The following is a 23,339-nucleotide window of genomic DNA, read 5'->3' as shown; positions in this document are numbered from 1 at the left end:
AAGTTAGCAGGTTGTGACCGCCCGCCGCCGCTATTTCCAATGCGCGCTTGGCGGTTTCCTGGCCCTTCACCTGTTTGAGGTCGGGGCCATGGGCGCGCTCGGCCAGTTCGCCCTTTTCGGGCAGCGGCAATTGCTGGACGCCTTTGAGATGGTTGAGCAGGCTGACGAGATCGGGCGCGGCGACCACGGCGGTCTCGCTCGCCCAGCGTGCCTCGGCCCCTTGCGCGGCGGGGCAGATCAGCGCCTTGTCCTCGCTCGCCGCGTGGATCGCGGCAGGCAGCACGCCGGACGAGGCCACGATGCGACCGTCCAGTGCCAGTTCGCCCACCGCGACGTAATCGACAAGCTGCTCGCCATCGGTGACGCCCATCGCCGCCAGCAGCGCCAATGCGATGGGAAGGTCGAAATGCGATCCCTCCTTGGGCAGGTCGGCGGGCGACATGTTGACGGTGATGCGCTTGGGCGGCAGGGCAAGGCCCATCGCGGCCAGCGCGGCGCGGACGCGTTCGCGGCTTTCGCCCACGGCCTTGTCGGGCAGGCCTACGATCTGGAAAGCGGGAAGCCCCGATGCCAGCTGGCATTGGACTTCCACGCGGCGAACCTCGAGGCCCAGATAGGCCACCGTCTGCACCAGCGCGACCATGATTGATGTATTTCCTTGCGACCCTTTGGCCCATGGCTATGAATCAGCACCGGCGGCGCTGTCCAGCCCGCTTGCCGCTTGACTCACAGCTGCAACGCCAGTAACCGCGCCCCAGCAGAGGCTGCCTCTTGTACGGGCGGCCCTTTTTGTTGGCACTGTGCGGGATATTCCCCTGGCGGTGTCGGAACACAGTTTTCGGATTTGGGAATTTCACCATGAAGCGCACTTTTCAGCCGAGCAATCTCGTGCGTAAGCGCCGCCACGGTTTCCGCACCCGCAGCGCCACCCCCGGTGGCCGCAACGTGCTGCGTGCGCGCCGTGCCCGCGGCCGCAAGAAGCTGAGCGCCTGAGGCTTTCGAGCCTTAGCTCACGCGATTCGCGAGATCAGCAAAGCGCCGGCCGGGTCCGCCCGAGCCGGCGTTTTGCGTTTGCGCTTCGCGGGTTTAAATTCGTGCCCATGCCCCCTGCGCCTGCTCCCAGCGTCATCCGCAAGCGCCGCGACTTTCTGGCGGCGAACAAGGGTCTGCGCGTCGCGCGGCCGGGTTTCGTGCTGCTGGCGCGGCCCAACGGGCTGGACGATTCGCCCATGCGCTTCGGCATTACGGTGACGAAGAAGATCGGCAATGCGGTCGTGCGCAACCGGATGAAGCGGCGCTTTCGCGAATTGCTGCGCGCCGAACTGCCCGTGCACGGCCTTGCCGGTCACGATCACGTGCTGATCGGCCGCGATGGCGGGGTGGAACGCGATTTCACCCAATTGCGCGAGGAACTGCGCGCCGCCCTCACCCGCGCGCGCGAAGGCAAGGGCGATCCGCCGCGCAAGAGAAATCCGGGACGCAAGGGGCCGAAACGGTGAAATATGTTTTCATTGCCCTCGCCCGCGCGTGGCAGCTTGGTCCCTCGATGATCCTGCCGCCCTCGTGCCGCTTTACGCCGTCGTGTTCGGAATATGCGATCCAGGCGCTGCGCAGGCATGGCACGATTAAGGGTGGATGGCTGGCGACGAAGCGACTATTGCGCTGCCACCCTTGGGGCGGGTGTGGCCACGATCCGGTTCCCTGACCGGATCGGCAGGCCTCGAACAGTTTGGACGTGCGCCCGGTTTCGCGGCGCCTGAATTTTAGATCGACTGGATTGGGATTTTGGAAAACCAGCGCAATATCTTGGTCGCACTGGTCCTCGTGGCCTTGCTGCTGTTCGGCTGGGATTCGGCCATGCAGTATTTCTATCCGCAGCCCGCGGTAGAGGCGCAGAATGCCGCGCAGGCCGCCGCCGACGCGGACGAACCTGCGCCCCGCGGCCGCAATCGCGAGGGCGGGCTGACGTCCGCCGCCGATATTGAGGAAGAAGAGCGCGATCTTGAAACCCAGCTAGCCGATGCGGGCCGCGTCGCCATCGCGGCGCCCGCGGTGGAGGGATCGATCAATCCGGTCGGCGCGCGCATCGACGATCTGACGCTGACCCGCCACCGCCAGACGGTCGACAGGGATTCGCCGCCCGTCCGCCTGTTCTCGCCCAATGGCACGCCGGCGCAATACTTCACCCAGTTCGGCTGGGTCGGAGAAGGCGTGTCGGTCCCCGGTCCCGATACCGTGTGGCAATCCGAAGGCGGTCCGCTCACCCCGGACAGCCCGGTGACGCTCAGCTGGAACAACGGTTCGGGCCAGCGTTTCGCGATCCGTTTCGAGGTCGACGACAATTACCTGATCACCGCCACGCAGACGGTGGCGAACACCGGCGACGGGCCAGTCGCGGTACAGCCCTATGGCTTTATCAACCGCACCAGCCGCACCGCCAGCAGCGACATCTGGAACGTGCAGTCCGGCCCCATCGCCGATGTCGACAATTCGGTCGATTTCGGCACCGACTACGACGATCTGGACGAGACCAAGGTGATCCCTGCCGAGGGAAGCTCGGAATGGCTGGGATTTACCGACATCTACTGGCTGTCGGCGCTGGTGCCCGAAGAGACCGCGTCCGCCGACGGATCGTTCCGCGCGCTGGGCGACAAGCATTACCGCGCCGACCTGATCTACGATCCCGTCACCGTCCAGCCGGGCAAGCAGGTGTCGCGCACCACGCGGCTGTTCGCGGGCGCCAAGGAAAGCGACGTTCTGGAGGCCTATGAGGCGCAGGGCATTGACCGCTTCAGCCTGGCGATCGACTGGGGCTGGTTCCGCTGGTTCGAAAAGCCGATCCTGTGGCTTTTGAAGGCGCTGAACAGCGCGGTCGGCAATTTCGGCGTGGCGATCATCCTGCTGACGCTGATCGTGCGCGGCATCATGTTCCCCATCGCGCAGAAGCAGTTCGCAAGCATGGCCGCGATGCGCGCGCTGCAGCCCAAGATGAAGGGCCTGCAGGAGCGGTACAAGGACGACAAGCAGACGCTTCAGCAGGAGATGATGAAGCTCTACAAGGAAGAGAAGGTGAACCCGCTGGCGGGCTGCCTTCCGATGTTCCTGCAGATCCCGGTCTTCTTTGCGCTCTACAAGGTGCTGCTGATCGCCATCGATATGCGCCACCAGCCCTTCGTGCTGTGGATCAAGGATCTGTCCGCGCCCGATCCGCTGCATATCCTGAACCTGTTCGGCCTGCTCGACTTCCAGCCGCCCGGCTTCCTCGCGATCGGCGTGCTGGCGCTGCTGCTGGGCCTGACCATGTTCCTGCAGTTCAAGCTGAACCCCGCGCAGATGGATCCGGCGCAGCAGCAGATCTTCATGATCATGCCCTGGGTGCTGATGTTCGTGATGGCGCCCTTTGCGGCGGGTCTGCTGATCTACTGGATCACCTCCAACACGCTGACCATCGCGCAGCAGAAATATCTCTATTCGCGCCACCCGCAACTGAAGGAGCTGGCGGCGAAGGACGCGGAAGAGAAGAAGCGCAAGGCCGAAGAAGCGAAGGCCAAGGCGTGAGCGAGGATCTGACGCCCGAAGAACAGGACCTCCGCGCCGAATATGAAGAACGCGCGCGCAAGCTGTTCTCGGGCCCCGTCAGTTTCCTGCTCAGCGCGCCGCAGCTGAAGTTCCTGCCCGAACCGACGGTGCCGGAAATCGCCTTTGCGGGGCGATCGAACGTGGGCAAGTCGTCGCTGCTCAACGCGCTGACGGGGCGCAAGGCGATCGCGCGCACATCGGTCACGCCGGGGCGCACGCAGGAATTGAACTATTTCGACGTCGGCGGGGGCGAGAGCGGACCGGTGCAGTTCCGGCTGGTCGACATGCCCGGATACGGCTTTGCCAAGGCGCCGCTGGCGGTCGTGAAGAAATGGCGTTTCCTGGTGAACGACTATCTGCGCGGGCGGCAGGTGCTGAAACGCACGCTGCTGCTGATCGACGCGCGCCACGGCATCAAGCCGGTGGACCACGAGATCATGGAGATGCTCGACACCGCGGCGGTGTCCTATCGCATCGTCCTGACCAAGGCGGACAAGATCAAGGCGAGCGAGCTGGAAGAGGTCACCGCCCGCACCCTGGCCGAAGCGCGCAAGCATTCGGGCGCCTACCCCGAGCTTTCGGTGACCTCCGCCGAAAAGGGCATGGGCATCGCCGAACTGCGCGGCTTTGTGCTGGAGAGCGCGGAGATCTGATCCGCTGCACGTCTGGCGGGCGACGTAGGCGCGTGGGCAAAATTCATTACCGGTTTGACGGCTGAGATCGGGTGAAAGCTGACGTTTGCAAACATCGCTCGCCGATGGCAGCTAACGACCGTATTTGCGGACTTAATCGTCTTTCTTGTAGGGGTCAGGTCCAAACATTATCTCGTTGAGCCGCTCGTAAAGTGTCAAAGCGCCTTGCCAAACAAACCAAAATGGGATCCCACAACCGAACAGTATCAGGCCGGTTTTTGCGTCATTCCAATCGTACCCCAACCCAAACTCCAAGAAGGAGTCAGCGGCAGCAACGATTGCGCCTAGCCCAGCGACTGCCAGCCAAATCGGTATGAAAATTCGACCATAGCCTCGGAGGAAGCGAGCGTTTTTATGAGCGAACGAACCGGGCTTCATCACTTGATCCTAACATCGCAAGCGGCGGCTACCCACCCGATTTCAGACATTGAACCTGTCGAACAATCATAACCGCAATCAGGCCGTCAGCGGACATTCGAATTTGTCCGCACCGCCTAATGGCCGACGTAGCGGCCGGGACGGTGGTTCACCATCAGGATCGAATTGATCGCGAGCGCCGACAGGATCGACACAAAAAACGCGCGCCAGTCCAGTGTGACGAGCGAGGCCGTGACGATCACCGCGTCGCCGATCATCTGTGTGCGGCCCGCGTTCCAGCCCTTCGTCTTCATCAGCGCCAGCGCCACGATGCCCGAACCGCCCACGCCCGCGCCGTGGCGCGCCAGCGACAAGATCCCCAGCCCCGCCATCCAGCCGCCCAGCAGCGCGGCGAACACCGGGTCCACCCTTTCGGTCACGATGCCCCATGGCAAGACCATGCCCAGCACCATGATCGCCACATTGGCGAGCAGCGTCTTAAGCGCAAAGGCGCGCCCCATGACCCGCGCGGCCAAGAAGAAGAACGGGATGTTGATGACGATGAACAGGGTCGTGGCCGGGACCGGCAGCAGATAGGACGCCAGCAGCGCCACGCCAGCCATGCCGCCCGTCACCAGCCCCGCCTGTTTCAGCAGCACCACGGCAAAGGCGATCATGCTGCTGCCGATCACGATGGCATAGCAGTCCTCTGCCAGCGAATGGCGCGTGCCGTCGCGTGCCGCGGGGTGCGAGGCGGGCTGGGCTACGGGGCCGGAAGGCGGGAAACTGGTGTCGGTCGACTGCTGCATGGCGTCCTTCGCATCACGAAACGGCCAGGCATCCTCTTGTCGTGGCCGCCGTGTCGTCGCACGCGGGCCTGCGCGCGGCTTTTGCGTATCGCGGCGCGCGGCGCAAGCCCCAAGCGGCGGCTACTGCGCTGGAAACAATTTCGCTGCGCCCCTATGGTCGCGCCGTCTCCTCCGGAAAAGGATCATCATGTCGCTTGTATTCGCTGCCCTTGCACTCTCCCTTTCGGTCGGCGGCTCCGCCCAGCCCGATGCCCCGCCCGCGCCTTCGGTCATGGCCGAACCGGCTTCTGCCGCTGCCGCGCGGGAATGGCTGGCCCTGATCGACAACGGGCAGTGGGAGGAAAGCTGGCAGCAGGCGGGCCTGTTGTTCCGGTCCGAAATCACCTCGGGCCGATGGACGCATCAGTTGCGGCCGGTGCGCGAGCAGCTAGGCGGCGTCGTTTCGCGCGCGTTTCTAAATGCCGAGCCCGCCGAGAGCCTGCCCGGCGCGCCCGATGGCGACTATGTCGTGCTGCAATTCGCCACGGCGTTCGAGACGATGCCCGAAGCGGTCGAGGTCGTGACGCTTGCGAAGGAAGAAACGGGCTGGGCGGTCATCGGCTATTTCGTCAGATCCGCCTGAACGCGGGAGAAAGCCGGCGGGATCGGGCCGACGGGCTTCTGACCGCTCGACTTAACGAGCGCGCGGGTTTAATCCGCCGTTCATGAAACTCATCATCGGCAACAAGAACTATTCCAGCTGGTCGCTGCGCGGGTGGCTCGCGGCGAAGCAGTCCGGCCTCTCGTTCGAGGAGATCACCGTCAATATCAGCGGTGAGGAATGGGAAGACGCCAAGAAGGGCTGGGCCGACGTTCAGCCGTCCAGCGGCAAGGTGCCGATCCTGTGGGACGGCGAGGTCGTCATCTGGGACAGCCTGGCGATCATGGAATATCTCGACGACAAGGTGCGCGAGCAATGCCGCACCGCCAACAAGGCCGCCGGGGGCGAGAGCCGGTTCTGGCCCAAGGATCCGGTCGCGCGCGGCCTGTGCCGGTCGATGGTCGCCGAAATGCACAGTTCCTATCTGCCGCTGCGGCGCGAGATGCCGATGAACGTGCGCCGCCGGGTCGAAGGGATAGCCCTGGGCGACGAGGCGAGGGGCAATATCGTGCGGATATTGTCGCTATGGGCCGAGGCGCGCTCGCGCTTCGGATCGGGCGGGCCGTTCCTGTTCGGCGGCTATTCGGCTGCGGACATCTTTTACGCGCCGGTTGTCAGCCGTTTCATCACCTATGGCGTCGGCGTTCCGCAGTTTGCCGAGACATACATGGAAGCCTTGTGGGAACACGACTGGATGCAGGAATGGATCGCCGGGGCCGAGGACGAGGAATGGCGGATAGAGGCATTCGAGATGGCGGCCGGGTAAGGCCCTAATCCCCGCGCTGGCCGATGTAGATCAGGACCATCATCGCGATCCCGCCATAGATCCACGACCCCATCATCGGCCCTTCGCCCAGCGGCATCTGCCACAGTTGATAGCCCGCGATCGCGATCCCCTGAAACAGGCCCCACCAGTTCAGCACCGCGCAGCCGAGGCCGATCTTCGCCCATCTCTTGCCGGCTTCGAAGGCGGCAGCATCGGCGCGGCGCAGCGCGAACAGGTGCCACGCGCCATACAGGCACAGCAGACCGGCGGCGATTTCCAGCGTGAAGACCAGCCCCATGGCGATCACGATCACGAACGGCGGCGGCACCGGCAGCAGCGTGACCGGATAGGCCTCTTGGTCCGCGTGGCTGGTGGTGTAGGTGAAGAAATCATAGGCCGCGCCGACATTCGCCAGATTATGCGCGACATAAAGCAGCGCGATAAGTCCGACGATTGCGCTCATCAGCGCCTTCAGAATCCGGTCCGTCATGCTAACAGTCCCCCCAGATCATCCGCGCCCCTGCCGGCGGGATAGCATGGAACAAGCAAAAGGGCGAAAAAGCGTGACGCTGGACGGAATCACCGAAGCGGAAGCCGCGAACGAGTTGATGCGGCTGGCGCGCCAGATCGGCCGGCACAACCGGCTCTATCATGCTGACGATGCGCCCGAGATTTCGGACGCGGAATATGACGCGCTGGTGCGCCGCAATGCCGAGCTGGAGGCGGCGTTCCCGCATCTGGTGCGCGCCGACAGCCCGTCGCAGGAGGTGGGGCACGAAATCGCCGCCTCGCCGCTGTCGAAGGTTCGCCACGAGGTTCGGATGATGAGCCTCGACAATGCGTTCGACGACGAGGAGGTGGCCGATTTCGTGGCGCGGGTGCGCCGGTTCCTGGCGCTGGATGCCGACGAGCCGGTGGCCGTCACCGCCGAGGACAAGATCGACGGACTGTCCTGTTCGCTGCGCTATGAAGGGGGGAGGCTGGTGCGCGCCGCCACGCGCGGCGACGGGCAGGTGGGCGAGGACGTCACCGCCAATGTCGCGCATATCCCTGACATTCCGCAGCAGCTGAAGGGCGATGTGCCTGAATTGTTCGAGGTGCGCGGCGAAGTCTATATGGAACGCGCCGCCTTCACCGCGCTGAACGAAGCGCTGATGGAAGAGGCGCGCAGCAAGGCCGAGGCGAAGGGCGAGACGTTCGACCCCGAAGCCGTCCGCCAGTTCGCCAATCCGCGCAATGCCGCCGCCGGATCGCTGCGCCAGAAGGACGCGAGCGTCACCGCGAAACGCCCCTTGCGCTTCTGGGCGCATGGCTGGGGCGCGGCCAGCGACGTTCCGGGCGAAACGCAGCACGATGTGGTGAAGGCGCTTCAAGGCTGGGGCCTGCCCGTCTCGCCCGATTTCCGCATCTGCCATTCGCTGGACGAGATGCTCGCCGCCTACAACGCGATTGCCGAGGGGCGGGCGGGCCTGCCCTATGAAATCGACGGCGTCGTCTACAAGATCGACCGGCTGGACTGGCAGCAGCGCCTGGGCTTCGTCGCCAAGGCGCCGCGCTGGGCGCTGGCGCGCAAGTTTCCGGCGGAGCGGGCCGAGACGGTGCTGGAAAGCATCGACATACAGGTCGGGCGCACCGGCAAGCTGACTCCGGTGGGCCGCCTTGCCCCGGTGCTGGTCGGCGGCGTCACCGTCACCAATGTCACGCTGCACAACCGGGACGAGATTGCGCGGCTGGGCGTGCGCCCCGGCGACCGCGTGGTGATCCAGCGCGCGGGCGACGTGATCCCGCAGGTGGTCGAGAACCTGACGCGAGACGAAGACCGCCCGCCCTTCCCCTTCCCCGACCATTGCCCCGAATGCGGCAGCGAGGCGGTGGCCGAGGAGGGCGAGGTCGACGTGCGCTGCACCGGCGGCCTCATCTGCCCCGCCCAGCGGACCGAGCGCCTGAAGCATTTCGTCAGCCGCGGCGCGCTGGATATCGAGGGGCTGGGCGAGAAGACCATCGACGAGTTCTTCGCGCTGGGCTGGCTGGAAAGCCCCGCCGACATCTTCCGATTGAAAGACCGGCGCGCGGCGATCCTGAGCCTTGAGGGGTGGCAGGACAAGTCTGTCGACAACCTGTTGGCGGCGGTGGAAAACAAGCGCACGCCCGATTCGGCGCGCCTGCTGTTCGGGCTGGGCATCCGCCATGTCGGCGCGGTGACGGCGCGCGACATATTGAAGGGCATAGGCGACATCCGCCTGCTGCCCGCCAAGGCGCAGGAACTGTTCGATTACCGTGAAGCCCATCCCCGCGGCCCTGCTGAGGCGATCAGCCCGTTCAAGTCGCGCATGGCCGACAAGGCCAAGAGCGTGCTGGGCGGCGCCGACGGCATCGGCTGGGCCGTGGGCGAGGCGCTGGCGGATTTCTTTCACGAGGATCACAACCGCGACGTCTGGAACGACCTGATCGGCGCAGAGCCGGGCGGCGGCGTGGTCGATCCCCCGCCCTATGTGGTGGAAACGACCGAAAGCCGCGTATCGGGCATGACCGTGGTCTTCACCGGCAAGCTGGAAACCATGAGCCGCGACGAAGCCAAGGCGCAGGCCGAGCGTCTGGGCGCCAAGGCCGCCGGATCGGTCAGCGCCAAGACCGACCTGCTGGTCGCCGGACCCGGCGCGGGGTCCAAGCTGAAAAAGGCCGAGGAACTGGGGATCGAGGTCATCGACGAGGCCGGCTGGGCCGCGATCGTCGCCGAGGCCGGATAAGGACTGTTGCAGGGCGGCTCGCTGCGCTCTAGGCGCGGCGGCGATGGGCGCGATCCGGCATAGACACTGGCTGATCTGGAGCGTGCTGGCATTTGCCTTTGCGGTGCGTGCGCTGGTGCCCGCGGGATGGATGCCCGCCGATCTGGCGGACGGATCGGTCCTGATGCCCTGCCCCACCGATCCGGCAATGGGGCGGATTTTTGGCTCGCCGCCCCGCCCCGACACACAGGGCGCGCATCACGCGCATCACGGCACCGCGGCTGACGAACCCGACGCTTTCGATCCGCACGACGCCCCGCCCTGCGCCTTTACCGCACTGGCTGGCCATGCACCCGAACCGCCCTTCGCGCAGCTGCCGCAGCCGCCGCTGCCCGAAGGCCAGGCCGCCATTCCGGTTCGCGCGCCGCTGATCCTTCAGCGGATCGCCCGCGAACGCCCGCCCAGCCGCGCACCGCCGCTTCCTGCCTGATGCCTTCGGCCGGATCGCTCCGGCCTTTCCAAGCACACAGACAGGATATTCGAAATGAAACGCTTTTCGGCGCGCATGGCCTGCGCGCTCATCACCCTTGCCTGCGCCAATTCCGCGCTGGCGGACGACACCATTGCCCCCGATACCGCCACCATGGAAGGCGAAGCACCGCCCATACTGGTGGAGCCGACGCTGATGCACCCCAGCGCATCGCTCATGAACGACCACATGCATGACGGCGGCGAGTTCATGGTCGGGCTTCGCTGGATGCGCGAGAATTACGGCGGGGCGAACCAGTCGGGAACAGACAGGTTGACCGACGCTGAGGTTCTCGCCGCAGGCTATGCCGTGCGCGCCAGCGACATGACGATGGACATGGTCATGCTGGACCTGATGTATGCGCCAAGCGACGATGTCACGCTGATGGTGATGCCGATGTGGATGCGGCACCGGATGACCATGCTGGGCATCGATCCGATGGAGGGCATGGATCACGGCATGGGCGACATGGACGACATGAACGGCATGGGAGGCCACGGCGGCCATTCCATCGGCTTTGGCGACACCATGACCCATTCGGTCGAGGGCTTTTCCGATACGCTGGTGTCGGCCTCATACCGGCTGGCGCGGACCGGCGGCTTCAACGCCCATGCCACGCTGGGCGTGTGGGTGCCGACCGGTTCGGTCTCGAAACGCAATGGTGACGGCAGCTTCGTCCATTACGGCATGCAGCCCGGCAGCGGGACCTGGGACATAGAGCCTTCGGTGACCGTATCCGCGCAGGACGGCCTGTTCGGCTGGGGCGCGCAGGCCAGCTACAAATGGCGGGCAGAGGACGAGAACAGGTCGGGCTTTGCCTCTGGCGATGTCGCGCTGGCGACCGGCTGGGCCAGCTATGCGCTGACGCCTTCGGTCGGCGCGGTGGCGCGTCTGGGCTGGGAACATGAGGGCGCGATCGAGGGGCATTACAACGCGGCCCACGGCCATAGCTCGCCCGCCGACATACAGGGAAATTACGGCGGCGATACCGTCCGGCTTGGCCTTGGCGTCAACGCGCTGCTGCCGTTCGGTTCCGCCAAGCGCCCGCAATTGAGCGCGGAAGCCGCCTTCCCGCTCTATCAGGACCTGAACGGCATCCAGCTGCCCGAGGACTGGCGTCTGGCGCTCAGCCTCAGCCAAACGTTCTGATAGGCTGATGGGTGCCGCTCCCCCTATTGTTCCGGGGGCGGCACCCATTTCATGACCGAGCTTTCGAAGGGCGTCCATGCGCCGGTCAGGATGCCCGCGCGGCGCAGGCTTTCGCCCACCCATTCGTTGCAGGTGAGGTAGAGCGTGTAGGTGCCGCGCGCGCCGTAGAACACGTCCTGCGCGCCATAGCCGGGATAGGACCGGCGTTGCTCCGGCGGCGGCAGGTCGCGCAGCAGCGCGCGGACGAGGCGGCGATATTGCGCGCGGCTGATGCGCAAGGGGCGGTAATGTTCCGAGGGCTGCGGGTTCACCCAATGCTCGACATGCATCAGCCCCTCGCCGCCCACGACCGCCACGCGCAGTACCAGCAGGGGCGAGAGATCCGCCCATGTCGGCGTGTCGAGAAACACCTCGCGCTGGCCCCAGCTGATGCCGACATGGGTATAGGGCCGATATGGATTGCCGAGGTCGGAGGGAGGGAAGACGCGGTGCCAGTCCAGCCCCTCGGTGCGGGCGGGCATGACGACCGAGTTGTGGACGCCATTGGTCGCGATCAGGATCTCCACCCCGTCATCGGTCTCCCGGAAATCGCGGTTCACCGGAAAGGACGAGCCGATCCAGCCCAGCAGGAAATAGGCGCCAAGCGCCAGCGACGCCCAGCCAAGGGCGGCGCGCAGGAGCCTCAGCGCGCGGATCGCCGCCGCAGCCACAAGATCGACCAGTCGCCGTTCACCGCCCTGCGCGCCAGCCGGAAACCGGCGCGAAACGCGGCGCGGCGCACCGCCTGTTCCTGCGTTTCGAGCAGGCCCGCCAGCACCAGATGCCCGCCCGGCGCGCAGATGCGCGCGAAATCGGGGGCGAGTTCGATCAGCGGCCCCGCAAGGATATTGGCGATCACCAGATCATAGGGCGCGCGCGCCGCGATCAGCGGGGAATCGCAGCCCTCGGCCACGGTCATCACTAGTTCGCCCGCACCGCCGCCCATCGCGAAGCCGTTCGCCTCGGCGTTATATTCCACGACCTGCGTGCAGACCGCGTCGATATCGGACGCCAGCGCCAGTGCGCGCGGCCACAGATCCATCGCCGCAAAGGCCAACAGGCCCGTGCCCGTGCCTATATCGGCGAAATTGCGCACGGTAACGCCCTCGCGCTTCATCAGCGTCAGCATGGCGAGGCAGCCCGCCGTCGTCTCGTGCCGGCCGGTGCCGAAGGCCTGGCTGGCGGGGATCAGCAGGTCGCGCATCCCCGGCTCGTCCACCGGGGGGAAGTCGGGCGTGTGGACATGGAACCGGCCCGCACGGATCGGCTGGGTCAGGCTCTGGCTGGCGACCAGCCAGTCGGTGTCGGGCAGTTTCTCAACCCCCAGCGCGGGCGCGCCATAGGCGAACAGGCCTGCCACGGCGGCCTTGTCCTGTTTGGTGGGTCTGCGCGGCAGCCATGCCTCCAGCTTCCAGTCGTGCGGCTTGTCCTCGGCAATCTCGCTGCCCGCGATGACGATCTCGGGGTCCCAGTCCCACACATCCTCATGCGCGACCAGCGCGGCCTGCACCACGTCGCGCGGGGCATGGGCGGTGATCTTCCAGCTCATTGTGCGGCCTCTGCCGCCAGCCGCTCGTCGATCCGCGCATAGATAGACGCGGCATAGGCCTTGCAGGCGTTCGCATCGGTCAGATCGCCGGCGACCAGCCGCTCGCGCATCTGGCTGGCCGAGGGATGCGGGGTGAGCAGGATGTCGCAATCGCGCGCGGCCAGATCGCCCAGCCCCGCGCGATAGGCGGCCAGATAGGCGGCGTGATCGGAAAAGCGGTAATCGTCCGCGCTGACCGGCGAGAGGCTGTCGGCATAGACGATGCTGCGGCAATCCGCACCGTCGCAGGATTGCCATTGCCAGCTGACCGCCCCCGGCGTGTGTCCGGGCGTGGCGATCATGGTCAGGCGCAGCGGGCCGACCTCGACCGTTTCGCCGGGTGCGAGGATGCGGCTGACGCGGGCGGGCGCCATGGGGTCGTGCATGTCCGCCTGCGGATCGTCCCCGCTCGCCCTTCCGCTGGCCAGAACGGCGGCGGCGGGGGCGCTGGCATATAGTTTAGCGCCGGTCCTCTGCTGGACCAGCGCCGCGCCGCCGACATGGTCGAAATGCTCGTGACTGGACAGCAGCACCGCGATGTCCTGCGGGTCGAAGCCCAGCCGTGCGACATTGGCGAGCACGGTTTCGGCTCCGGCTTCGGTGCCGGTGTCGATCAGCACATGGCCTTGCGGAGCGGTGACGAGGATCGCCGCGATGCCGCAGGTGCCGACGTAGAAACTGTCACCGTGGATGCGGAACGGCGGTCCGCGCTTGTCCCATTCGTCCCAGTCCTCGCAGGCGGCCACCCAGCCGGAGGCTGGCGGCACGGTTTCGGCAGGAGCCTCACCCGCACCGGCGCATCCGCTTGCCAGCAGGGCGGCCAGTGCCGCCACGGCCCTAGCGGACATAGCTGGCGCCATTCGCGTCGAGCACCGCGCCCGTCATGCTGGGCGGCGCGTCGGTGGCGCAGAATGTGGCGATGGCGGCGATCTCCGCCGGTTCGGCCACGCGGCCCAGCGGGATGTCCGCCAGCAATCCCGGCCCGCCGCGCGAGGCAAGATAGTCGCCCGCCATGGACGAATCGGTGAAGCCCGGACAGATCGCGAAGGCCAGAATGCCCTGCCGCGCATAAGCGCGCGCGATGGTCTTGGTCATCGCCACCTCGCCCGCCTTGGCCGCGGCATAATGCCAGTGATCGGGCGAATCGCCGCGATAGGCGGCGCGGCTGGCGATATTGACCAGCCTGCCTGCCACCGGTTCGACCGTATCCTTCAACCACTGCCGCACCGCCAGCCGCGACAATTGCGCCGCGCTGGTCAGGTTGATGCGCAGGCAGCGCTCCCATTCCGCCAGCCAGTATCCGTCGGTGTTGTCGATCGGGCTGGCCTCGAACACGCCGGCATTGTTGACCAGTACGTCGATGCGGCCGCCCGCCTTCTCGCGCGCCTCGTCCCACAGGCGGGCGGTTTCGGCAGAATCGGCGAGGTCGGCGGCGACGCTGGCGGGGCCCTCGGCGCGGGTGCCGTGGCGGATGACGTGGATCCCGCGCGCTTCCATCGCATCGGCGATGGCAAGGCCGATGCCGCGTGTGGAACCGGTGACGAGGGCCGTGGTCGTGCGATGCTTTTTCATGGAAAACCCGGTAGTGCGCGCAGGCGCGGCGGGCAAGCCTTCGAGATAGGCCGTCCCCCTGCGCATCGCAAGAGGCACCATATAACCCCTTGCCTACGCCGCACGGGCCTGCCATTCGCGCCCGCAGCACCTTTCTTTGACGCGGCGTGGATTCCATCCTGGCGGGATCCGCTTGCTGGCCGCATATCGCAGGGGATTGAAATCCATGGCGCATCCCAAAGGCAACGCGGCCCGCCCGCTCTCGCCGCATCTGTCCATCTGGAAATGGAGCCCGGCGATGGCCGTCTCCATCCTGCACCGCGTGTCGGGCAATGGGCTAGCGGTGGCAGGCGTGGCCGTATTGCTCTGGTTCGTGGGCGCGATCGCTTCGGGTCCGGCGGCGTATGAAACCTTTGCCGCCGTGATGGGCAGCCCCATCGGCATCATCGTGCTGATCGGCATCAGCTGGGCGTTCTTCAACCATTTGATGAGCGGGATCCGCCACCTCGTGCTCGACGTGGGCGCGGGGTACGAGGTCGATCGCAACAATCGCTGGTCGACGATCTCGATCCTGCTGGGCATTCTGCTGACCGTCCTGTTCTGGGCGGTGATCTTGTTCGCCAAGTGAGCCACACGGGGATTTGATTCATGGGTAACGGAACTCGCATCGGCCGCGTACGCGGGCTCGGCTCTTCGCATCAGGGCGCGCATCACTGGCTGCTGCAACGATTCACCGCGGTCGGCAATCTGCTGCTGGTGCTGTGGCTGGTGTTCAGCCTGCTCGCCATGCCCGACTATTCCTACGGCACCGTCTATGGCTGGCTGTCCAGCCCGTTCGCGGCCACCGCGATGGTGCTGCTGATCGTCTCGACCTTCTGGCATGCGCGTCTGGGCATGCAGGTGATGATGGAAGACTATCTGCACGGCGCCAACCGCTTCGCGGTGCTGCTGCTCCTCAATCTCGCGTTTGTCGCGCTGGGCGTCTTTGGCGTCGTCAGCGTGATCCGCATCGCGCTGGGAGGCGCGTAAAATGGCCGAAACGACTGCACCCGCCTACAAGATCATCGACCACACCTACGACACCGTCGTCGTGGGCGCGGGCGGTTCGGGCCTGCGCGCCACCATGGGCAGCGCCGAGGCCGGGCTGAAGACCGCCTGCATCACCAAGGTGTTCCCCACCCGCAGCCACACCGTGGCGGCGCAGGGCGGCATCGCGGCATCGCTGGGCAACAACACGCCCGACCACTGGTCGTGGCACATGTACGACACCGTCAAGGGGTCGGACTGGCTGGGCGATCAGGACGCGATCGAATATCTGGTGCGCGAAGCCCCGCAGGCGGTGATCGAGCTTGAGCACGCGGGCGTTCCGTTCAGCCGCAACCCGGAGGGCACGATCTATCAGCGCCCGTTCGGCGGCCATATGCAGAACATGGGCGAAGGGCCTCCCGTTCAGAGGACATGCGCGGCGGCCGACCGTACCGGCCATGCCATGCTGCACGCGCTGTATCAGCAGTCGCTGAAGTATGACGCGGACTTCTACATCGAATATTTCGCCATCGACCTCATCATGGTCAACGGCGAGTGCAAGGGCGTGATCGCCATGTGCATGGACGACGGTTCGATCCACCGCTTCCGCGCGCATGCGGTGGTGCTGGCGACCGGCGGCTATGGCCGGTCCTATTATACCGCGACCAGCGCGCATACCTGCACCGGCGACGGCGGCGGCATGGTGCTGCGCGCGGGCCTGCCGCTGCAGGACATGGAATTCGTGCAGTTCCACCCCACCGGCATTTATGGCGCGGGCGTGCTGATTACCGAGGGCGCGCGCGGCGAAGGCGGCTATCTCACCAATTCCGAGGGTGAGCGTTTCATGGAACGCTATGCCCCCTCGGCCAAGGACCTCGCCTCGCGTGATGTCGTCTCGCGCTCGATGGCGCTGGAGATCCGCGAAGGACGCGGCGTCGGCAATGACAAGGACCACATCTTCCTCCACCTCGATCACATCGATCCCAAGGTGCTGGCAGAGCGGCTTCCCGGCATTACCGAGAGCGGCAAGATCTTCGCGGGCGTCGACCTGACGCGCCAGCCGTTGCCCGTGGTGCCGACCGTGCATTACAACATGGGCGGCATTCCGTGTAACTATCACGGGCAGGTCGTGACCATCGGCGCCGACGGCGATCCCGAAACCGTGGTCCCCGGCCTCTATGCCGTGGGCGAAGCGGCCTGCGTGTCGGTGCATGGCGCGAACCGCCTCGGCTCCAACTCGCTGATCGATCTTGTCGTGTTCGGCCGCGCGACCGGCCACCACCTCAAGTCCTCGATCAAGCCGGGCACGGCGCATGACAACCTGCCCAAGGACAGCGCGGATTTCGCTCTGTCGCGGCTGGATCATTTCCGCTACGCCAAGGGCGGATCGCCCACCGCGGAAATCCGGAACGAGATGCAGCGCACCATGTCGGCCCACGCCGCCGTGTTCCGCACCGACGAACTGATGGCGGAAGGCAAGGAAAAGCTGGCCGCCACCTATGCGCGGATGGAGGACATCTCCGTGGCCGACAAGTCGCTGATCTGGAACAGCGACCTGATCGAGACGCTGGAGCTGGACAATCTGATCAGCCAAGCCACCGTCACCATGCATTCGGCGTTCAACCGCAAGGAAAGCCGCGGCGCCCACGCGCACGAGGATTTTCCCGAGCGCAACGATGCCGAATGGATGAAGCACACCGCCAGCTGGTTCGATGGCTGGGGCGGCAAGGGCGGATCGGTCAAGCTGGACTACCGCCCGGTGCACGAGTTCACGCTGACCGACGATATCGAATACATCAAGCCGAAGAAGCGGGTCTACTGATCCGCCTTACCGGTTTGGACGAAATTGGGTCGGAGGCGTTGGGGCTTCCGGCCCTTTTTGTTTGTGCACGTGAGGCAGGATCTCAGCGCTGCGCCGGGATTGCTCGTGCACCACATGGGCGGAAATCTTCCTGGCGATTTCGTTCAACGTCGCTTCAAGGCGGTTCAGTTCCGACAGCTTAGAGCCCGATGGCTGATAGCGGGAAACCAGATATTCTCTCGATAATGAAATTTGCCTCAGATGCTGCAGTGTCAGCTTTCTCAATCGCAGCTTGCCCTCCTCAACCAGCTCGATCCGTTTCATCAGATCATGCTGAAGACCCCTGATCCGGCGGTTCGGATGTCCTTCGACAGAAAGCCAAGCGTTTAAGTATAGCTCAATCGCATGGATGGCGAGCAGGCGAAAAGGGGCGCGCTCACCTCCGCATTTCATATTACGCAATGCTTCGGCTGCCGCCTTGTATTCATCTGCCAGCCGGAGCATCTGCTCTGGGTTGGCGCCTTCTCCGGGATAAAAACTATGGTCGGCGATCGTCATTCATTTTGGGTATGCGGATAGTTCTGAAAAACCCGCTAACACCTACAAACGCGTCCGCACCAGCATCGCCTTGAGATAGTTCCGTCCCGGCCGCAGCACGATCACCAGCACGCCTGCCGCCGCGACCAGCGCGCCGGCGACCAGAGTAGGCCCCACCTGGTCGCCCGTCAGCGACACGCCCAGCAGCACAGTGAACACCGGCGTCATCAGCGTCAGCGGCGCGATCAGATTGACGTCATGCTCGGCCAGCAGGCGGAAATAGAGCGTGTGCGCGCCGACCGAGACGACCAGCCCGGAAAACAGGATCGCGCCCAGCGCGCCCCATGGCTGCGCTCCGACGGCGGCGACCTGTCCATGCTCCAGCGCCAGCGACAGGGGCAGCAGCACGATGGCCGATACCGCCCCCGCCCACGCCTGCATGCGCAGCGGTTCGAGCAATATGCGTTTCAGGCCCACGCTGCCCAGCGCGCCCACCACCGAGGACGCACCCACGAACAGCAGGCCGATGCTGCTTTGCCAGCCCGATGGCGAGGCGACGGCGATGCCCACGCCCACGAAGGTCAGCGCGATACCGAGCGCGCGCCGCCAGTGCACCTTTTCTCGCAAAAGGATGATCGCGAACAGCACCGTCAGCGGCGCGCCGGTCAGGCTGACGATGCCAGCCGCCGAGGGGCTGGCATCGGTCAGACCGATGAACAGCAGCGCGAACGATCCGCCGCTGACCGAGAGCGCGGTGGCGGCGACGAACAGGAAACGGTCCGGCAGCGGCCTCAACCACGGCAGCAGGGCCAGCGCCACCACCGCCGAGCGCAGCGTCGCGTAGAACAGCGGCGGCAGTCCCAGATCGCTCACCGCGATTTTCGACACGATCGTGTTCAGCGCCCAGACGAGGCAGATCCCGACCAGCCACAGAAAGCTGCGCGCGGTCATCACCCGTGTCTGCCCGTCTGCACGGTCATGTCAGATCGGGCGGGGTGACCTCCGCCTTCAGCATGGCGATCGCCTCGTCCAGCGAGCAGAAATTTTGCTGCTGTTCGCCCAAGGTGCGGATCGCGACGGTGCCTTCCTCGGCCTCGCGCTTGCCGACGACCAGCAGGTGAGGGATCTTGGCGACCGAGTGCTCGCGGACCTTGTAGTTGATCTTCTCGTTGCGAAGATCGCTCTCCACCCGCACGCCGGCGGCCTGCAGTTTCGCGACCACCTCGTTCGCGTAATCGTCCGCATCGGACACGATGGTCGCCACGACCGCCTGCACCGGCGCGAGCCACACGGGCAGCTTGCCCGCGAAATGCTCGATCAAAATGCCGATGAAACGTTCGTAACTACCGAAGATCGCGCGGTGCAGCATGACCGGGCGGTGCTTCTCGCCGTCCTCGCCCACATAGGTCGCGTCCAGCCGTTCGGGCAGCACGCGGTCGGACTGGATCGTGCCCACCTGCCATGTGCGGCCAATGGCATCGGTGAGGTGCCATTCCAGCTTGGGCGCATAGAACGCGCCTTCGCCGGGCAGTTCTTCCCAACCGTATTCTTCCGTCGCGAGGCCCGCCTCGATCACCGCGTTGCGCAGCTCGTCCTCGGCCTTGTCCCAGTCGGCATCGCTGCCGAAACGCTGGTCGGGACGCAGCGCCAGCTTGATCGAATAGGTGAAACCGAAATCGCGATAGACCCGGTCGGCGAGTTCGCAGAAGGCGCGAACCTCGTCGACGATCTGGTCCTCGCGGCAAAAGATATGCGCGTCGTCCTGCGTGAACTGGCGCACCCGCATCAGCCCGTGGAGCGCGCCATGCGGCTCGTTCCGGTGGCAGCAGCCGTTCTCGTACAGGCGGATCGGCAGCTCGCGATAGGACGTGATGCCCTGCTTGAACACCAGCACATGGGCCGGGCAGTTCATCGGCTTCAGCGCCATCCAGTCGGCGTCATGCGACACGACGGGGCCTTCGTCCTCGACGTTGGGCACCTCGTCGGGGACCACGAACATGTTCTCGCGGTACTTGCCCCAGTGGCCCGATTTCTCCCACTGGCGCGCGTCCATCACCTGCGGAGTCTTGATCTCCTGATAGCCCGCGCCGTCGATGGCGCGGCGCATATATGCCTCAAGCTCGCGCCAGACCTTGTAGCCATTGGGATGCCAGAAGACCGACCCGTGCGCCTCTTCCTGCAAGTGGAACAGGTCCATCTCGCGTGCCAGCTTGCGGTGGTCGCGCTTGGCGGCCTCTTCCAGCCGCGTCAGATGCGCGTTCAGCTGCTTTTTATTGAGCCAGCCGGTGCCGTAGATGCGCGTCAGCTGCGCGTTCTTCTGGTCGCCGCGCCAGTATGCACCGGCGACGCGCATCAGCTTGAACGCCTGCGGGTCGAGCTTTCCGGTCGAGGGCAGATGCGGGCCGCGGCACATGTCGAGCCAGTCCTCGCCCGACCAATAGACGGTCAGTTCCTCGCCCTCGGGCAGTTCGGCGGCCCATTCGGCCTTGAAAGTCTCGCCCTCGGCTTTCCAGCGGTCGATCAGCTGCTGGCGAGTCCAGACCTCGCGGCGCAGCGGCTTGTCGGCCTTGATGATCTCGCGCATCTTTTCCTCGATGGCGGGAAGGTCGTCCATGCTGAACGGGTCGCGGGTGGCGGGGGCCATGACGTCGTAATAGAACCCGTCGTCGGTCGCGGGGCCAAAGGTGATCTGCGTGCCGGGCCACAGCGTCTGCACCGCCTCTGCCAGCACATGGGCATAGTCGTGGCGGGCGAGCTCCAGCGCGTCATCCTCGTCCCGCGCGGTCACCAGCGCCAGCTCGGCATCGCCGTCGAACGGGCGGCCAAGGTCGCGCAGTTCGCCATCGACGCGCGCGGCGATCGCGGCCTTGGCAAGGCCGGGGCCGATCGCGGCGGCGACATCGGCGGGGCTTGAGCCTGCGGGCATCTCGCGCACCGAACCGTCGGGCAGGCTGATTTTCAGAAGTTCGCTCATAGTCTCTCAGGCCGATCAAAAGGGCTGGGCGCGCCATGGCACATGCACGGCCCAGCCGGAAGGGGCGGCGTCGGCGAAAAAAGCGGGATATCGGGAAGAGACGCCGTCCGCCCGAACCCCGGGCGACGGCGGCAGCGTCAATGCGCGACCAGCCGTCCCCGGGCGAGCCGGGTGTTAGTCGTCGTCGTGGTCGCGGTCTGGATCTGCTTCATGATGCCATGACAGATAGCGACGATGCAGCGCCCTGTCACCCTTTCGAAGCCGTGAAAAACGCTCCGGGCGCGTTACCGTTTGCTTGACACTCTGCCGCTATGGCGTGACCCTTACGGCAAGGGTCACGAGGGGTCGTTACATGGACGGTATGGCTGGCGGTTTCGGCGGAGACGGCGGCGCGCCTTCGGGCGGCGACCCGGCCAATGCCGACGGCGGCCCCGCATCGGCCTTCGTGTTCGAAGGGACGTGGCGCGAATTCGCGCCCATCGCCTTTACCAACCTGCTGCTGACCATCGTCACGCTGGGCATCTACCGGTTCTGGGCGACCACCCGCGAACGGCAATATCTGTGGAGCCGCAGCCGCTTCATCGACGAGCATCTCGAATGGACCGGTCTTGGCAAGGAGCTGTTCTTCGGCTTCCTGATGGTCGCGGTGCTGTTCGGCATTCCCGTGCTCGTCCTGCAATTCGTGGTCGAGGCGCTGATGATCCAGGGCTATCCGGGCCTCGGCGCGGCGCTGATGGTGGCGATGGTGCTGACGATCTTCTACCTGTCGGGCGTCGCGCGCTATCGGGCCTTGCGCTACCGGCTGGGCCGCACGCATTGGCGCGGAATCCGGGGCGGCAGCTATGACCCCGGCTTTCGCTATGGCCTGTCCTATATGTGGAAATATGCGGTCGGCTATCTGGCGATGGGCCTGATGGTGCCGTGGGCCATGGTCTCGCTGTGGAACGAGCGCTGGGGGCACATGAGCTTCGGGCAACTGCGTTTCAGCGGACAGGCCGATTTCTCGCCGGTGATGAAGCGATATCTGCTGTTCTATCTCGCGCCGCTGATCCTGCTGATCGTCGGTTTCCTTGCCATCGGGGCGGTCGCGCTGGGTATCGGTGCGGCGGGAGAGTTCGACCGCAAGGAACTGGCGTGGGGCGCGCTGGGCGGGCTGATCGCGATCGGCTTCGTCGCCTTCTACCTGCTGTGGGGGCTGGCCTATCTGTTCTTCTATGCCAAATATCTGCGCGTGGTGATCGGCGAGATGCGGCTGGGCGACGATATCAGTTTCGGCTTTTCGGCGACCACCAAGGACTGGTTCCGCCTGATCCTGGGCGATGTGGGTCTGGTGCTGGTGACCTTGGGCGTCGGCTGGATCTTCCTTTCCTATCGCCACTGGAAGTTCTTCATCACCTATGTGGAAGCCTATGGCGTGATCGATCCCGACGCGCTGATGCAATCCGACACGCCGATGGCCAAACATGGCGAAGGTCTGCTGGACGCGTTCGATATGGGTGCGATCTAGCTTCGTGGCGGAGATGGTCGAGGCGGAGTGGTACGACGGGCTGACGGCGCGCAAGCGGACCGGCCATGCCTCTCTGTCGGGCAGCGTCCTGCTATTGCGGGAGGATGACGGGACGCAAACCGCCCTGCCCTTGCAGGATCTGCGCTTTGTCGAGCGCCGCCCCGAAGGTCCGGTTCTGTCGCTCAACGATAATCGCGGTTTTCGCCTGCGCCTGCTGGGCACGATCCCGCCCGATCTGGCCGAACGCCTGCCGGGCGAAAGCCGCTATGGCCACTGGATCGACCGGCTGGGCCTGCCAAAGGCCGCCGCCCTGTTTGCGGGGATCAGCGCGGTGGCGCTGGCGGCGGTGCTGACGCTGCCCAACTGGCTTGGCCCGCTGATCCCGCAATCGTGGGAACGGCGCGCGGGCGATGCGGTGATCGGCGACATGGGCAACACGCTGTGCCATTCCGAATTCGGCGATCCTGCGCTGAAGCAGCTGGCCGCCGCGATCGACCCCGAACGCCCGGTCACCCGCGTCGACATCGCCAATATCGACATGGTGAATGCCGTCGCCCTGCCCGGCGGGCGGGTCGTCGTATTCGACGGGCTGGTGCAGGAAGCGGAAAGCGCGGACGAGCTGGCGGGCGTGATCGCGCATGAAATCGGCCATGTGCGCGAACGCCACGTCATGCAGGCGCTGCTGCGGCAGTTCGGCCTGTCGATCCTGCTGGGCGGGATCAATTCCGACGTCGGCAGCGGCATCTTTGGCATCGCGTCGACCAGCTACACCCGATCGGCCGAACGCGAGGCCGACGAATATGCGCGCGAAAGGCTGGCGGCGGCGGATATCTCTCCGCTGGGCGCGGCGGCGTTTTTCGAAAGGCTGAAGAAGGAGCACGGCGACGGGCCCGACTGGGCCGCATGGGTCGCAAGCCATCCCGTCCCCTCCGAACGGCAGAAACAGTTCGAACGCGCCGCGCAAAAAGGGGCGGATTACCGGCCCGCGCTGTCCGAACAGGATTTCGGCGCGCTGAAAACCATGTGCGACGAAGACGAAGACGTCGAGGAATTCTATTTTTAGCGCTGC

Annotated in this window: 24 protein-coding genes and 1 pseudogene; 15 read left to right on the top strand and 10 right to left on the bottom strand. The window is 65.5% G+C overall.

Annotated elements, in window-relative coordinates:
* Positions 1-4: 4 nt before the first annotated feature.
* Positions 5-643: pseudogene (locus AC4FIJ_RS07635) on the bottom strand (magnesium chelatase domain-containing protein); the annotation flags it as partial.
* 215 nt (positions 644-858) lie between these two features.
* Here AC4FIJ_RS07635 and rpmH point away from each other — a divergent pair.
* From rpmH to yihA, 5 genes are all read left to right on the top strand, one after another.
* The gene (gene rpmH / locus AC4FIJ_RS07630) at positions 859-993 is read left to right on the top strand and encodes a 50S ribosomal protein L34 (protein ID WP_066847021.1); all 135 of its coding nucleotides are present in this window, start codon (positions 859-861) and stop codon (positions 991-993) included.
* A 107-nt stretch (positions 994-1,100) separates the two neighbouring features.
* Entirely contained in the window at positions 1,101-1,499 is a 399-nt protein-coding gene (gene rnpA / locus AC4FIJ_RS07625) for a ribonuclease P protein component (protein WP_490336164.1), read from the top strand.
* Positions 1,496-1,705 carry a membrane protein insertion efficiency factor YidD gene (gene yidD, locus AC4FIJ_RS07620; protein ID WP_490336113.1) on the top strand — a complete coding sequence of 70 codons (210 nt, stop codon included), beginning with the start codon at positions 1,496-1,498 and terminating at the stop codon, positions 1,703-1,705. Before rnpA ends, yidD begins: the two co-directional genes overlap by 4 nt.
* A gap of 80 nt (positions 1,706-1,785) precedes the next feature.
* Positions 1,786-3,558: a membrane protein insertase YidC gene (yidC, locus tag AC4FIJ_RS07615; RefSeq protein WP_490336112.1), complete on the top strand. Its 1,773-nt coding sequence runs from the start codon at positions 1,786-1,788 to the stop codon at positions 3,556-3,558.
* An 8-nt stretch (positions 3,559-3,566) separates the two neighbouring features.
* Complete coding sequence (gene yihA, locus AC4FIJ_RS07610; RefSeq protein ID WP_490336163.1) at positions 3,567-4,232, top strand: ribosome biogenesis GTP-binding protein YihA/YsxC; 666 nt, start codon at positions 3,567-3,569, stop codon at positions 4,230-4,232.
* A gap of 533 nt (positions 4,233-4,765) precedes the next feature.
* Here yihA and AC4FIJ_RS07605 read toward each other — a convergent pair.
* Entirely contained in the window at positions 4,766-5,437 is a 672-nt protein-coding gene (locus AC4FIJ_RS07605; protein ID WP_490336111.1) for a YitT family protein, read from the bottom strand.
* A gap of 187 nt (positions 5,438-5,624) precedes the next feature.
* Between AC4FIJ_RS07605 and AC4FIJ_RS07600 the strand changes: the two genes are divergently transcribed.
* Entirely contained in the window at positions 5,625-6,059 is a 435-nt protein-coding gene (locus AC4FIJ_RS07600; protein ID WP_490336110.1) for a DUF4019 domain-containing protein, read from the top strand.
* 82 nt (positions 6,060-6,141) lie between these two features.
* Positions 6,142-6,843 carry a glutathione S-transferase family protein gene (locus tag AC4FIJ_RS07595; protein WP_490336109.1) on the top strand — a complete coding sequence of 234 codons (702 nt, stop codon included), beginning with the start codon at positions 6,142-6,144 and terminating at the stop codon, positions 6,841-6,843.
* A gap of 4 nt (positions 6,844-6,847) precedes the next feature.
* On the opposite strand, the gene AC4FIJ_RS07590 is transcribed toward AC4FIJ_RS07595, so the two are convergent.
* The gene (locus AC4FIJ_RS07590; RefSeq protein ID WP_490336108.1) at positions 6,848-7,333 is read right to left on the bottom strand and encodes a DUF2165 family protein; all 486 of its coding nucleotides are present in this window, start codon (positions 7,331-7,333) and stop codon (positions 6,848-6,850) included.
* A 118-nt stretch (positions 7,334-7,451) separates the two neighbouring features.
* On the opposite strand from AC4FIJ_RS07590, the gene ligA reads away from it, so the two are divergent.
* Genes ligA through AC4FIJ_RS07575 form a run of 3 tightly spaced genes read left to right on the top strand, consistent with a single transcriptional unit; the run spans position 7,452 to position 11,247 of the window.
* A complete protein-coding gene (ligA, locus tag AC4FIJ_RS07585) occupies positions 7,452-9,590 on the top strand; it encodes an NAD-dependent DNA ligase LigA (RefSeq protein ID WP_490336162.1) in 2,139 nt (712 codons plus the stop codon).
* A 43-nt stretch (positions 9,591-9,633) separates the two neighbouring features.
* Positions 9,634-10,059, top strand: coding sequence for a hypothetical protein (locus AC4FIJ_RS07580; protein WP_490336107.1), 426 nt, complete (start codon positions 9,634-9,636; stop codon positions 10,057-10,059).
* Between the two features lie 54 nt (positions 10,060-10,113).
* Positions 10,114-11,247 (top strand): transporter, encoded by a 1,134-nt coding sequence (locus AC4FIJ_RS07575; protein WP_490336106.1) that lies wholly within the window; start codon positions 10,114-10,116, stop codon positions 11,245-11,247.
* A gap of 23 nt (positions 11,248-11,270) precedes the next feature.
* Here AC4FIJ_RS07575 and AC4FIJ_RS07570 read toward each other — a convergent pair whose 3' ends face one another.
* Genes AC4FIJ_RS07570 through AC4FIJ_RS07555 form a run of 4 tightly spaced genes read right to left on the bottom strand, consistent with a single transcriptional unit; the run spans position 11,271 to position 14,446 of the window.
* Positions 11,271-11,957, bottom strand: a complete 687-nt coding sequence (locus AC4FIJ_RS07570) for a DUF2459 domain-containing protein (protein ID WP_490336105.1) — start codon at positions 11,955-11,957, stop codon at positions 11,271-11,273.
* Positions 11,930-12,835, bottom strand: a complete 906-nt coding sequence (locus tag AC4FIJ_RS07565) for a 50S ribosomal protein L11 methyltransferase (RefSeq protein ID WP_490336104.1) — start codon at positions 12,833-12,835, stop codon at positions 11,930-11,932. Before AC4FIJ_RS07565 ends, AC4FIJ_RS07570 begins: the two co-directional genes overlap by 28 nt.
* Entirely contained in the window at positions 12,832-13,722 is an 891-nt protein-coding gene (gene bla, locus AC4FIJ_RS07560; protein ID WP_490336103.1) for a subclass B3 metallo-beta-lactamase, read from the bottom strand. Before bla ends, AC4FIJ_RS07565 begins: the two co-directional genes overlap by 4 nt.
* Positions 13,712-14,446, bottom strand: coding sequence for an SDR family NAD(P)-dependent oxidoreductase (locus tag AC4FIJ_RS07555; RefSeq protein ID WP_490336102.1), 735 nt, complete (start codon positions 14,444-14,446; stop codon positions 13,712-13,714). Before AC4FIJ_RS07555 ends, bla begins: the two co-directional genes overlap by 11 nt.
* A gap of 205 nt (positions 14,447-14,651) precedes the next feature.
* Here AC4FIJ_RS07555 and sdhC point away from each other — a divergent pair, with 205 nt between their 5' ends.
* Genes sdhC through sdhA form a run of 3 tightly spaced genes read left to right on the top strand, consistent with a single transcriptional unit; the run spans position 14,652 to position 17,273 of the window.
* Positions 14,652-15,053, top strand: a complete 402-nt coding sequence (gene sdhC / locus AC4FIJ_RS07550; RefSeq protein WP_490336101.1) for a succinate dehydrogenase, cytochrome b556 subunit — start codon at positions 14,652-14,654, stop codon at positions 15,051-15,053.
* Between the two features lie 20 nt (positions 15,054-15,073).
* Entirely contained in the window at positions 15,074-15,454 is a 381-nt protein-coding gene (gene sdhD / locus AC4FIJ_RS07545) for a succinate dehydrogenase, hydrophobic membrane anchor protein (protein WP_490336100.1), read from the top strand.
* A gap of 1 nt (position 15,455) precedes the next feature.
* Entirely contained in the window at positions 15,456-17,273 is a 1,818-nt protein-coding gene (gene sdhA / locus AC4FIJ_RS07540) for a succinate dehydrogenase flavoprotein subunit (protein ID WP_490336099.1), read from the top strand.
* 6 nt (positions 17,274-17,279) lie between these two features.
* Here sdhA and AC4FIJ_RS07535 read toward each other — a convergent pair whose 3' ends face one another.
* Genes AC4FIJ_RS07535 through thrS form a run of 3 tightly spaced genes read right to left on the bottom strand, consistent with a single transcriptional unit; the run spans position 17,280 to position 20,763 of the window.
* On the bottom strand, positions 17,280-17,810 hold the full coding sequence (locus AC4FIJ_RS07535; protein WP_490336098.1) for a hypothetical protein: 531 nt from the start codon (positions 17,808-17,810) through the stop codon (positions 17,280-17,282).
* A 42-nt stretch (positions 17,811-17,852) separates the two neighbouring features.
* Positions 17,853-18,740, bottom strand: coding sequence for a DMT family transporter (locus tag AC4FIJ_RS07530; RefSeq protein WP_490336097.1), 888 nt, complete (start codon positions 18,738-18,740; stop codon positions 17,853-17,855).
* A 25-nt stretch (positions 18,741-18,765) separates the two neighbouring features.
* Positions 18,766-20,763, bottom strand: coding sequence for a threonine--tRNA ligase (gene thrS / locus AC4FIJ_RS07525; RefSeq protein ID WP_490336096.1), 1,998 nt, complete (start codon positions 20,761-20,763; stop codon positions 18,766-18,768).
* A gap of 352 nt (positions 20,764-21,115) precedes the next feature.
* Between thrS and AC4FIJ_RS07520 the strand changes: the two genes are divergently transcribed.
* Positions 21,116-22,270 (top strand): YjgN family protein, encoded by a 1,155-nt coding sequence (locus AC4FIJ_RS07520; protein ID WP_490336095.1) that lies wholly within the window; start codon positions 21,116-21,118, stop codon positions 22,268-22,270.
* Complete coding sequence (locus tag AC4FIJ_RS07515) at positions 22,227-23,333, top strand: M48 family metallopeptidase (protein WP_490336094.1); 1,107 nt, start codon at positions 22,227-22,229, stop codon at positions 23,331-23,333. The genes AC4FIJ_RS07520 and AC4FIJ_RS07515 overlap by 44 nt, the downstream gene beginning before the upstream one ends.
* Positions 23,334-23,339: the final 6 nt, after the last annotated feature.

The sequence above is a fragment of the Croceicoccus sp. genome, assembly GCF_983967925.1.
Note: the sequence above shows the minus strand (reverse complement) of the source record. Positions and strands in the feature narration are given on the sequence as shown.